Raw genomic sequence first — 12,042 nt, 5'->3', positions numbered from 1 at the left:
GTCTACCCTCCCGCGGGAGGCTACAGACCCGCGTGCTTGCGGGCGCTCTGAAGCGTCTCGGCGGTCGCGTCGACCACCCTCGTGTACCCGAGCCTCGCCGCCTCGATCGCGCGCTGCGCGCCGCCCACGACGGGCCGCACCTCGCCCGCCAGGCTGATCTCGCCGAAGGCCGCGAGGTCGTGGGGCAGCGGACGGTCGGTGATGGCCGAGAGCACCGCAAGCGCGATGGCGAGGTCGGCGGCCGGCTCGGCGAGCTTCACACCGCCGACGGTCGACACGTACACGTCTTGGTCGTGCAGACGGGCGCCCACGCGCCGCTCGAGCACGGCCAGGATCATCGCCACTCGAGAGGGATCGACGCCGCTCGTGACCCGTCGCGGATTGGGCGTCGCGCTCTTGGCGACGAGCGCCTGCACCTCGACGGGCAGCGCCCGCCGGCCCTCCATGGCGACGGTCGCGCAGGTGCCGCTCACGGGCGCCGCCGCCCGGCTGAGGAACAGACCGCTGGGGTCGGGCACCTCGGCGATGCCGCGATCCTGCATCTCGAAGCAGCCCACCTCGTCGGTGGGGCCGAAGCGGTTCTTGAGCGTGCGCAGGAACCGCAGGGACGTCTGCCGGTCGCCTTCGAAGTGGCAGACCACGTCGACCAGGTGCTCGAGCAGCCGGGGCCCGGCCACCGAGCCGTCTTTCGTGACGTGCCCGACCAGGATCACCGGCGTGCCCCGGCCCTTGGCGGCCCGGATGAGCGCGCCGGCGACCTCGCGCACCTGCGCCGGGCCGCCCGCCGCCCCGTCGACCTCGCCGCTCGCGAGGGTCTGCACCGAGTCGACGATCACGAGCGCCGGATCGACGGCCTCGATGTGGCCGAGCACGGTCGCGAGGTCGGTCTCGGCCGCGAGGAACAGCGTGTCGTGCAGCGCGCCCGTGCGCTCGGCGCGCATGCGGATCTGCCCCGTCGACTCCTCACCGCTCGCGTAGAGCACGCGCGCGCCCGAGGAGGCCGCGCGCGCAGCGGCGTCGAGCAGCAGCGTCGACTTGCCCACCCCCGGCTCACCCGAGAACAGGATCGCCGCGCCGGGCACGACCCCGCCGCCGAGCACACGATCCAGCTCGCCGATGCCCGTCTGGCGGTGCCGCACCGATTCGCCCGTGAGCTCGGTGATGGGCCGGGCCTCGCGCCCGAGCCCCGGCGCGACCGCACGCGTGGTGCGCGCGAGCGAGGCGCCCGCCGCTGCGCGCTCCTCGACCGTGCCCCACTGCTGGCACTCGCCGCAGCGGCCGACCCACTTCGAGGTCTGCCAACCGCACTCGGTGCACGCGTACGCGCTGCTCGTTCTCGCCATGCGGCGAGCCTAGCGGCAGCCTCGGACATTTCCGGTTCCGGGCCGCACCGCACGCCGGGCAACCGGAGCGCGGCCGCCCGTGAGAGCCGGGCGCCGACGCGCCGCCTACCTCTTGAAAAGGTTGCGCAGCACCTGGTTCACCACGGTGCGCACACCCGATGTGACCACCGAACCGACCCGATCCGCGGTCTTCTTCGCGGCCGCGGCCCGCTCCCGATCCCGCCGCGCCTCCTCCTGCTCGAGCTTGCGCTGGATCGCCGCGGCTTCGCGCTCGGCCTTCCGCTCTGCGGCCGCGGCGGCCTTCTCCACCTCCTTCGCGGCGGCGGCCGCCTCCTTCTCTGCCGCGATCCGCGCCTCCTCCTCGGCCCTCGCGGCCTCGGCCTCGGTCGCGCGCTCCTCGAGCATCTCCGCCGCCGAGCGCTCGTCCACCGCCTCGCCGTACTTCGGCTGCAGCTCGGACACGAGAACGGCCGCCTGCACCGTCACCGCGGGGGCGGGATCCATCGATCCCTGCGGCGCGCGCAGCCGGGTCCACGCGACCGGGGTGGGCGATCCCTTCTCCCCCAGCACCGTGACGACGGCTTCGCCAGTGCCGAGCGACTGCAGCGCTTCGGCGAGGTCGTAGCCCGAGCTCGGATAGGTCGAGACGGTCGCCTTCAGCGCCTTCGCGTCGTCGGGAGTGTGGGCGCGCAGCGCGTGCTGCACCCGCGAGCCGAGCTGAGCGAGCACGTCGCCCGGCACGTCCTTGGGGGTCTGCGTCACGAAGAACACGCCCACCCCCTTCGAGCGGATCAGCCGCACGGTCTGGGTGATCTGCTGCAGGAACGCTTTCGAGGCGTCGGCGAAGAGCAGGTGCGCCTCGTCGAAGAAGAACACCAGCTTCGGCTTGTCCCGGTCGCCCACCTCGGGCAGCGTCTCGAAGAGCTCCGACAGCAGGAACATCAGGAAGGTCGAGAAGAGCACCGGCCGATCCTGCACCCCGGGCACCTCGAGCAGGTTCACGACGCCGCGCTCGATCCCCTCGCCGTCGACGATCGTGCGCAGCAGGTCGGCGGGGTCGAAGGCGGGCTCGCCGAAGAAAACATCGGCGCCCTCGGCGGCGAAGGCGATGACGCTCCGCTGGATCACGCCGACGGTCTGCTTCGAGAGGCCGCCGATCCGCGCGATCTCGGCCTTGCCGTCGTCGCTCGTGAGGTACGCGAGCAGCGCCTGCAGGTCGTCGAGCCCGACGAGCGGCAGGCCCTCCTCGCGGGCGTAGTAGAAGATGAGCCCGAGGCTCGACTCCTGGGTCGGGTTGAGCCCCAGCACCTTCGAGAGCATCACCGGGCCGAACTTCTCGATGGTGGTGCGGATCGGCACGCCGATCCCCATGCCGCCGAGCGTGAAGAACTCGGTCTGCGAGGCGCGCGGCTGCCAGGCCTGCCCGATGCCCTCGGTGCGGGCGAGCAGCTTCTCGTTCGGCTCTCCGGCGACGGCGATGCCCGACAGGTCGCCCTTGATGTCGGCCGCGAAGACGGGCACGCCGTGGGCGGCGACCTGCTCGGCGAGCACCTGCAGCGTGCGGGTCTTGCCCGTGCCGGTCGCCCCCGCGATGAGGCCGTGCCGGTTCAGCATGCCGAGCGGGATGGTGATCTGCACGTCGGCGCGCGGCTCGCCGTTCACGAGCGCCCCGAGCTCGAGCATGGTGGGGCCGCCGTCCGCCGCGGCGGGGTAGCCCGCACGCACCGTCTCGATCTGCTCCTCGGTCAGTGGTTCGCCCATGCGCTCGCTCCTCGCGGTGTGACACTCCCGTCGTCTCACAGAGTAGCCGAGCGATGCGGCGCGCGGGCGGCGGCCGGAAGGGATCGCGGGGCGCGCACCGTGCGCGTCAGGGCTCGCGGGCGGCGGCCCCCGACCCGGCGGAGGGCTCTGCGCCAGGTGTCGTCCCTGATGAAGATCATGTCGCCGAGGATCATGACGAGCGAGAACCACGGCAGGGCGAGCAGCACCGCGATCGAGGCGTGCATGCCGGTCACGAGGATCAGACCGATGACGCGGGTCGGCCGGGTCAGCAGCATCACTGGGAACAGCAGCTGCCCGTAGACGCTCAGCCAGGTGGTCGCGAACACGAGCGGCGTGATCTGCCACGCCAGGTGGTTGAGGCCGGAGAAGAGCGTGAGCTCCTCGACCTGCAGCGGGTAGTAGGACGCGACGCCCGACACCCAGGTGCTGCCCTGCAGCTTCCAGAGGGCGCTGCTGACGTAGATCACGCACAGCTGGTATCCGATCAGCAGCACCGCGGCGTTGTTCGCCAGCACCGGCACCCACGAGGGCAGCCGCCACCGTCCCCAGCCGAGCGCCGGATCCTCGCCCTGCCGCGCGCGCCGCCGGGCGTCGAGCGACCACCGCCGCGAGGTGTCGGCGAGCAGCAGGAACAGCAGGAACACTCGGAAGGTCTGGTAGTGCCCGGTGTTGAACACGACCGGGTTGAGCGTCGTGAACCCCAGCCACATGGCGACGAACACCGGGCCCGTGATGCGCATCCGCCACCCGAGCAGGTACGCCGCCGCGACCGCCATCAGCAGCAGCGTCTTCGCGAGTCGCACCCCGTCGGGGTCGTCGCGGGAGAAGAGCGCCGAGATCGGCCAGAGGAAGTCGTTCACGGACGAGGTGCGGAACAGCGCCTCGCCCCACCGGGATCCCTCGCCGAAGGTGTAGGAGAAGTTCGGCAGGTACATCGCCAGGATGACGACCGTCATGCCGCCCATGCCGATGCGCATGAGCGCGAGGCCGTAGGTCGACCGGCGCTCGTCGAGCAGCCAGTGCAGGAAGCGGTCGGCCACCCGGGGTGCGATCCCGCGGGGGCGCGCCGCCGGAGAGAACGCGGCGTTCCGCTGCGATGCGCTCATCGTGCGGCCTCCTGTCCGTCGGTGCCCGAGTCGGCGTTCGCGTCCGAGTCGGCGTTCGCCGAGCCGGGCGGTTCGAGGCGGGTCGTGACCCCGGCGGTCTCCGCCCAGGCCCGGAAGCTGCGGGCGAAGGCCTCGCGATCCTGCCCGGCCCACTCCAGCGTGGGCGTCCAGCCGAGGTCGGTGTACGAGGAGGCCGGTCGCTCGGCTGCGGGATCGCGGCGATCGTCCCAGCGGATCACGGGGCTGTAGACCGCCCTCGTCTGCACGGCGATGATCTCGCCCTGATCCCCCCCCCCCCCAGAGGGCGCGCGACACCTGCGTCGCGTACGACGTCGTGAAGTTGCCCGCCCGGATGAAGGCGTCGACCGCGCCGGGATTCGATCCGTCGGCTGCGATCATCGCGTCTCGAAGCGCATAGAGCTCCGATCCCTCGAGGTGGTTCTCGGCCGCAGCGGCCCGCTGCGCATCGGTGAGACCGCGATACGCGGCCATCAACCGCTCGGCTCCGACGATCGAGAGCTGTTTCCGAAGCACTTTGCGAGAGTCGGCGGCGAGTTCGACCTCGGTCGCGTTCACCCACTCCGAGGTGATGCGTTCGCCGCCGGGGGTCTCCACCCATGCGCGCACCCAGAACTGCCGGTCGGAGTCGATGGGCTCGGGCGCGAAGATCTTGTAGTCCTGCACGAGGTACGGCTGCACGTAGCCGTTGGCCAGCTGCCACGCGCTGCTGCCGCGCACCTCCGGGGCGGGGGCGTTGAAGATCGCCGTCGCGAGCATGTGCACCGCGAGCAGCACCGCGGTCGCACCCGCGGCGATCCTGGCGGCGCGGGGGGTCGCCCGGCCACCGCCCGCATCGCGAGCGGCGCCCCCGCCACGGGCGTCTCGCGAGCCCGCACGGCGCCCGCCGTCGGAGGGTGCGCGGCTCGCGGCGGCCCGGCCCGCCTCGGCCTGTTCGACTTCGATGACCATGTCGACCCCGTTCCCCCGGTTGATCTGAAGACGGGAGCGGCTGACCGCCCCGTCTCACGGCCGTGAGGGCCGCGGCGGCCCCGGAACGAACTCCGGGGCCGCCGCGTCCCGTCCCGGGCGCCTCAGCAGCGGGTCACGTCCGCCCGCCTGCGCCGCGAGGCGAGGATCACCCCGGCTCCCGCGAGCAGCAGCAGCGCACCGGCCGGAGCGAGTGCGGCGAGATCCGAGCCCGTCGTGGAGAGCTTCGCCCCGCCCGCGGAGGGCCGCGCGCCGCTCGCACCCGGCGTGCCGGGCGTCCCGCCTCCCGGCCCCGCTTGCGCCAGCACCGTGGCGCTCGCGTTCGCGGTGCGACCGCTCGTGTCGCCCAGCGCCCCGAAGGAGGCGAGGCCCGGAGCGAAGCCCGCGGGAACGACCCACGCGGTAGTGAAGCCACCGGATGCGTCGGTCGCCACCGTGCGCTTCGAGCCGTCGGGCAGCGTCACGATCACGTTCTCGCCGGCCAGGAAGCCCGTGCCGGTGAGGCTGACGGCGCCACCCACGTGAACCGTGGTGGGGCTGGCGGTCAGCGAAGCGGTCGGCTCGCCGGGGTCGCTTCCCGGATCGCTACCGGGATCCGCTCCCGGATCAGCGCCGGGATCAGCACCAGGATCCGTACCCGGGTCCGCACCCGGATCGGTGCCAGGATCGGCTCCCGGGTCGGCACCAGGATCTGCACCGGGGTCCGCACCCGGTGAATTGGCCTGGTTTGAGTTCCGACCGGTTTTCCTGTCAACCTGTCGGTGACAGAAGTTCCTCGGCCTCAGCATAGTAGGCCTGCTCGACCTCGATCGGGGTACGCATATCGAGCTCCCCGTGAAGGCGCTCATGGTTCCACCACCACACGTATTCGAGGGTCGCGAGTTCGACCTGCTCAACCGTCCGCCAGGGGCCCTGCTGTCGGATCAGTTCGGTCTTGTAGAGGTTGTTGACCGCCTCAGCCATGGCATTGTCAAAACTGTCGCCGACCGTCCCGGTCGAGGGCACTGCTCCGAGTTCCGCAATGCGATCCGTATAGACCATGGCGGTGTAATTCGACCCGTGATCGGCGTGATGGATCAGGCCATCGAGCCTGCCGCCCGATTGCCACGCAGCCATATCGAGTGCCTGCATCGGCAGAACCTCAGATTTCAGCGTCGCAGCGACATTCCAGCCCACGATTCTGCGCGAGTACACGTCAGTGACGAACGCGACATAGGCGAACCCAGACCAGGTGGCGACGTAGGTCACGTCGCACACCCAGAGCTTGCGCGGCCCGTCAGCGGCGAATCTCCGGTTGACGAGATCGGCAGGCAGTGCCGCCGTTTTGTTAGGGCGTGTGGTGAACACGCGCTTTGATTTCCGTACCCCGCGCACGCCGGCGAGCCGCATCAGACGCTCGGTCTGGTCGCGGCCGATCTTCCACCCCTCACGCTTCAGCAGGGCATGCATCTTCCGGCGCCCGTACACGCCATAGTGCTTCGCGTGGAGCCGCCGGATCTCAGGGAGGAGCAACTCGTCGCGCAGCTGCCTGGCTGAGGCCGACCGGGCTTTCGCGGCCCGGTATCCGCGGGAGGTGAGGAACCCACGAACTGCCGCACGCAGCGTACGACAGAGGAACTCGACCCCGAAACGATCACGGTACTCGTCGATGAATCTGATCATTTCGTTCGTGGCCGGTCGAGTTCCTTCGCGAAAAACACGCTCGCGGCTTTGAGTACCTCGTTGGCCTTACGGAGCTCGCTCACCTCGCGGCGTAACCGCCGGTTCTCCTGGGCCATATCGATCGAGGTGCCAGGCTTCGCGCCGGTATCGATGTCGTAGCGGCGCTGCCACACGCGCAGCGTCTCCGGGCTCACTCCGAGGAGCCCACCGACGTGTCGGCAGGCCGCGGTCAGCGACTCGTGCTCGGGACGGGCTTCGGCGAGCATCCGAAGTGCGCGCTGGCGAAGTTCAGGGTCATATTTGCTTGGCATCGTAGTTCCATCCTTGTATAAAGATCGGAACTCAAACCAGGCCAATTCAGCTCCGACGGGCACCGCGGCGAAGGTCACGGTCCAGGTGCCCTCGGGGCTCACGGTCGCGGTCTGCGCCGTCTGCCCGGGGAGGGAGACCGTGACGCCGAGGCCCGGCTCACCGGTGCCGGTCACGACGACGGCCGTCGTCTCGGCCGCGTCGGCGACCGGGAAGTCGGCGCCGTCGGCGGGCGAAGTGATGGCGACTTCGGCGGCCGCGGTCGCATTCGGCCCCACCGTGGCATTGGCCAGGTCCACCGTGACCGCGCTCACGCCCGGCAGCACGGTCAGGCGCAGAGCGGTCTCCGAGAAGACGCCGGTCGCGGGAGTCTCCTGCACGTTGGCCTGCAGGGTGGCGACCAGGGGCAGCAGGTCGGTCAGCGCCGGGCTCAGCACCGAGTTCACGGGTTCGAGCACGGCGGCTGTGAGACCCGTCACCTGGGTGACCGTGCTCTGCAGCGGCGAGGTGAGCGCGCTCACCACGGCTGCGAGGCCGCCCGGGAGGCCGAGCCCGAGGCCGAGGAGTGCGATGCCGCCGGTGTCGCCGTCGAGCAGGCTGCCGACGGTCGTGTCGATCGTGAGCAGGTCGATGGCCGGTGTGACCTCGATTCCGCCGACGACCACCGCGGGGATCCCGGCGTGGCCGGTCACCGCGAGCGAGCGCAGCGCGGTCGTCGCGCTCTCGGTCACGTCGGCCAGGAGCCCGTTGATCAGCGCGAGCACTCGAGCCTCGACGAGCTCGAGGGTGTCGCCCGAGAGCACGTTCGTTCCCGGCGAGAGGTTGTTCAGATCGATGATCTGCTCGAGATCCACGATGATCTCACCCGTACCGAGGTTGATCGTCACACCGGGATAGGCCGGATCGGTGAGTTCACCGGTGACGAGCCCAGAGGCGGCGTCGAAGACGCCGTCCGCGTTCACGGTGATGTCGGCTTCCAGCAGGCCCACACCGCTGAGCGTGCCGAGCAGCCCGAGCACACCTGAGTTCAGCTGCGCCTGCACCCCGTTCAGCAGGGTCTGAGCCGAGGCGAGCTCACCCTCGACGGCGGTCGAGAGGCCGGCCACGGTCTCGCTGCCGATCACGAGCCGTGCTCCCGCGATCTCGTAGTCGCCGACCGCTGCGGATGGAGCCGCCTGCGAGGCGTTCGCGCTCACCGCGCCGACGGTGAGGTCGAGCGAGGCGAGCTCGTCGATCAGATCCGCGGTGGTCTCGCCCGCGAGAGCGTTCACCGCGTTGCCGAGGTTGATGTGCAGTGGGCCCGGCGCCACGCCCGGCGCGGGTTCCACGCCGGTGCCGATCGCGCCGGATTCGCTGACGAGGCCCGAGGCCCCAACGGAGGACCCGTTGGGCAGCGCGCTCGCGTACTGGCCGACGACCCCGGCGCTCGCGAAGTCCAGCGGCAGTTGCACGCCGCCTGGGATCGTGACGTTGAGGGCCGAGAGCGCCGTCAGGTCGAGGGTGTTCGCGTCGGTGACCGACGGTGCGACGGTGCCGTCGTTGGCAGCGGCGGCACCGGCGAGGTCGGCGACGACGTCCGCGTCGAGATAGGTCAGGATCGAGCCGCTCAGGAACGTGCCCGTCGCTGCCGACGTGTCTCCCGGCGCCGCCGTGGCGGCCGGTGCGGCGATGCCCGCGAACGCCATGCCCACGGCTGCGGCCGTGCCCACGGCCAGCGGCCGAAGATCGACTCTGCGTCGTCTCGCCCTCCGTGTTTCAGATGTTGTTTTCAAGAGAACTCCCCAGTCGTCTCGATGCGGGTGTTGGGGATGCGCATCCCTCCGCACGGCGGTGTGCGAAGCCGAGTGCACCCGGCTTGAGGCTTTCAGCAAAGGACCGGCCGGTCCACGGAAGTCAGCACCCCGCACACCCCCGCGAGCGACTACCCAGACGGGGTGCCGCCGGTACTGAGAAGCGGGTGCGGGTTCCCCGATGAAACCCGACGGGGATGCATAACAGAACGACTACGCCCTGTAAAGCTGAGCAGGGGGACCCGCAGAAGCCATCTAGTGTGGTGCAAGAGATCAGGTAGCAACTCCGCGAGGAACTGTCTGGACGAGCAAGAGGGGAATGCTCATGCAGGGGGTAACGAAGCACGGCGAGCGACTTCCGCAGGCGCTCCTCGGCCACTTGGACAGCACTGCGGAGCCGATCCTCGTGACCGGTCCTCACGGCAGCGGCAAGACCTACCTGCTGCGCTCGCTCTCGGCCCTGCTCACCGGTCGAGATGCGCCTCACGTGCTCGTGAGCGGTTCGTCTCAGGACGGGCTGCAGCGCATCGAGCAGATGCCGCCCGGGGCGCTGGCCCTCTTCGACGACTACGAGCTCGCCTCCTACGAGGTGCTGCAGGCGATGGCTCGGCACATCGCGGACGGGGGCAAGGTCGTCGCCACCGTCACCGAGGCGCACATCGACACCGGCTACGGCGAGCGCATGCGCCGTCTCTACGAGCTGTTCCCCGAAGTGCAGCCGAAACTCGAGCGCACGCGATCCGTGCGCCTGGAGCCCTTCACCGACGCCCAGATCGCGAGGCTCGTGCACCGGGCGAGTTCGGAGCCGATCTCGTCGGTGACGGTGGAGGCCATCCAGCAGCTCTCGTGGGGGCTGCCCGGCGCGGCCCTCACCCTGCTGCAGCTGCACCGCAGCGGGTCGCTCTCGAGCACGCCTCGGCCCCGGATCACGCGCACCCGCACCGTCGATCTGCACCTCGCCGCACTGCACCACCCCGTGCGGGTCGCGGAGGCGCAGCTCACCTCCGAGCAGATCGCAGCGGCCATCGTGCTCTCGGAGATCGGACCGCGCAGTCGCAGCGGCATCGCCGACGTCTTCGGCTCCTCCACCCAGTCCCGCCTCTTCGACAGCGGGTTCCTGCTGCCGCACCCGCGGGCCTCCGAGCTGTTCGGCGTTCCCGAGCTCTACGCCGCGGCCGTGCGCAACCTCACGACCGCCGACGCGCTCGGCCGGCTCCGTCGGACCACCGCCATGCACCTCCTCTCCCAGGAGGTCCTCGGCATCCCGCTGCCGGATCGCGAAGCCATCTTCTGCGCGCGCGTGCTGAGTCGCCACGACCGCTCCGCGGTACACGATCCGCTGCTCGAAGAGCATCACGCGCGCTTCCTGCAGCGCATCATCGACGACTCTCATCTGCTTCGGCGAGGGCGAGCGGGCGCGCGACCTGCTGCTGCGCCTCGGCACGCACGGGCCCGGCCTGTGCCCCGTGAGACGCGCCCGGCTCACGACGCTGCTGCGCGACGCGCACACCGGACTGCAGACGCTCCTCGTAGCGCGGCCTCCGCGCGGCAACTGCGACCTTCCGCCGACGGACCCCGAGGAGAGAATCGCTCAGCTGGCGCTGCGCGCCCGCCTCTCCGCAGAGGCCGGGCTGCCGTTCGAGGCGGATCCCGACATCGTCGAGGACCCGGAGTGGACCGACGCGCTGCTCGTGATCCGCCGGTGGAACGATACGCACCCGCTCTCGGTCGACATCCCCGATCTGCTGCGCATCGCCCGCAGCCACCCGCTTCCCGAGATCATGCTGCTCGCCGAGCAGCTGCTCTCGCTGGAGGCCGTGTGCAACGGCGTGCGCTACCGGGAGTTCGACAGTGATGCCGTCGAGAAGCGCATCGCGCACGTCGCCATCCACTCCTCCGAACTGCTGCGCGACCTGCTGCTGACGACGATCGTGGCGCAGAGCGTCATCAGGTTCTTCGCGCCGGCGCAGATCGACGACGATCCCAAGCTGCTCGATCTCGTCGACCGGCTGCCCGGGGCATCCCGCCACCGCATCTGGTTGAGGCATCTCTTCGCCGCGCGTACGGCGCTGTTCTGCGGAGACCTCACGCGATCCGCTGCCGAGTGGGCGGGGTTCGCCGCTCATGCGCCCCGCTTCGTCGCCTACCGGTTGCACGCGCTCATCGATCAGGTCAGCTCGATGTCGACGGCGAGCGATCAGGAGCTCGCGTCGACCCGCTCGTACTGCGCGCAGGTGCTGCTCTACTTCTCGGGGCGCTTCGAGTCGGTGCGCGCAGAGACCTTCGCCGAACCGGAGCCCGCGGCGGCACGAGCCCGCCCCGGCGCCGCCGAGCGCGAGGATCCGCCGGAGATCGAAGAGCTGCCGCATCGCAAGCCGCTCCGCGGGCACCTCGAAGCGCTGCGCGCCCAGAATCCCGCCGCTCTCATGCGCGCGGCCGAGAGGCTCGAGGCCGGCGCCTTCCTCGGGTCCGCCGTCTCCGCGCTGCAGGAGGCCCGGCGCATCTTCCTGCGACGGCGCGCCAGCGGCAGCGTCGCAGCGGCCGACGCCCGCCTCGCAGCGCTGAAGGCCGCGGCCGAGCGCCGCGTGCCGTGGTTCGACGCGGGGGCGATCGAGGATGTGCCCCGCGAGCGGCTCACCCCTCGGGAGACGACCACCGCGCAGCTCGCGGCCGAGGGGCTCAGCAACCGCGAGATCGCCGAGCGCATGCGGTGCAGCGTGCGCACCGTCGAATCCCACCTCGCGCAGGCGCGCGCGAAGCTCGGCGTCACGAGCCGCGAGGCGATGCGGGCGAAGCTCTGGGTGCAGGTCGGGGGCGACGGGGTGGGAGGATCTCGAGCGGCGGGGCGCCAACACGCCCGATGAGCCGGCCCCGATTCGCGTTGCACGCACCGATGCCGTATTCTTTTTCGCGGTGACGTGTCCGAGCGGCCGAAGGTGCGACTCTCGAAAAGTCGTGTGCGGTAACCCCGCACCGTGGGTTCAAATCCCACCGTCACCGCCACTGCGAAGGCCCCGCCTCCCGGAGAGATCCGGTCGAGTCGGGGCCTTCGTCATGCCCGGG

General features: G+C 70.8%; 7 protein-coding genes, 1 tRNA gene and 1 pseudogene. 3 read left to right on the top strand and 6 right to left on the bottom strand.

Features of this window, described 5'->3' with window-relative positions:
• Positions 1-20: 20 nt before the first annotated feature.
• The 6 genes and pseudogenes from radA to Leucomu_RS02050 all read right to left on the bottom strand — a co-directional run.
• On the bottom strand, positions 21-1,343 hold the full coding sequence (radA, locus tag Leucomu_RS02080; protein WP_128386189.1) for a DNA repair protein RadA: 1,323 nt from the start codon (positions 1,341-1,343) through the stop codon (positions 21-23).
• A 105-nt stretch (positions 1,344-1,448) separates the two neighbouring features.
• On the bottom strand, positions 1,449-3,104 hold the full coding sequence (locus tag Leucomu_RS02075; RefSeq protein WP_128386188.1) for a helicase HerA-like domain-containing protein: 1,656 nt from the start codon (positions 3,102-3,104) through the stop codon (positions 1,449-1,451).
• Between the two features lie 35 nt (positions 3,105-3,139).
• Positions 3,140-5,200, bottom strand: a complete 2,061-nt coding sequence (locus Leucomu_RS02070; RefSeq protein WP_128386187.1) for a DUF5819 family protein — start codon at positions 5,198-5,200, stop codon at positions 3,140-3,142.
• 122 nt (positions 5,201-5,322) lie between these two features.
• Positions 5,323-5,739: a hypothetical protein gene (locus Leucomu_RS15070; protein WP_164884471.1), complete on the bottom strand. Its 417-nt coding sequence runs from the start codon at positions 5,737-5,739 to the stop codon at positions 5,323-5,325.
• A 229-nt stretch (positions 5,740-5,968) separates the two neighbouring features.
• Positions 5,969-7,191, bottom strand: a protein-coding gene (locus tag Leucomu_RS02060; protein ID WP_128387728.1) for an IS3 family transposase whose coding sequence is annotated in 2 segments (ribosomal slippage) — positions 5,969-6,906 and positions 6,906-7,191 — 1,224 coding nt in all. Because the reading frame shifts where the segments join, the coding sequence is not laid out codon by codon here.
• A gap of 858 nt (positions 7,192-8,049) precedes the next feature.
• Positions 8,050-8,874: pseudogene (locus Leucomu_RS02050) on the bottom strand (choice-of-anchor G family protein); the annotation flags it as partial.
• A gap of 484 nt (positions 8,875-9,358) precedes the next feature.
• Between Leucomu_RS02050 and Leucomu_RS02045 the strand changes: the two are divergent.
• The 3 genes from Leucomu_RS02045 (at position 9,359) to Leucomu_RS02035 (ending at position 11,982) form a co-directional block, all read left to right on the top strand.
• Positions 9,359-10,834, top strand: coding sequence for a P-loop NTPase family protein (locus Leucomu_RS02045; RefSeq protein ID WP_128386185.1), 1,476 nt, complete (start codon positions 9,359-9,361; stop codon positions 10,832-10,834).
• Entirely contained in the window at positions 10,761-11,843 is a 1,083-nt protein-coding gene (locus Leucomu_RS02040) for a helix-turn-helix transcriptional regulator (RefSeq protein WP_128387745.1), read from the top strand. Before Leucomu_RS02045 ends, Leucomu_RS02040 begins: the two co-directional genes overlap by 74 nt.
• A 48-nt stretch (positions 11,844-11,891) precedes the next feature.
• Positions 11,892-11,982: transfer RNA gene (locus Leucomu_RS02035), tRNA-Ser, on the top strand.
• Positions 11,983-12,042: the final 60 nt, after the last annotated feature.

Origin of the sequence: Leucobacter muris, from assembly GCF_004028235.1 — a bacterium.
Classification (GTDB): domain Bacteria; phylum Actinomycetota; class Actinomycetes; order Actinomycetales; family Microbacteriaceae; genus Leucobacter; species Leucobacter muris.
The sequence above is the reverse complement of the archived record's forward strand: the minus strand, read 5'-3'. Positions and strand labels throughout refer to the sequence as shown.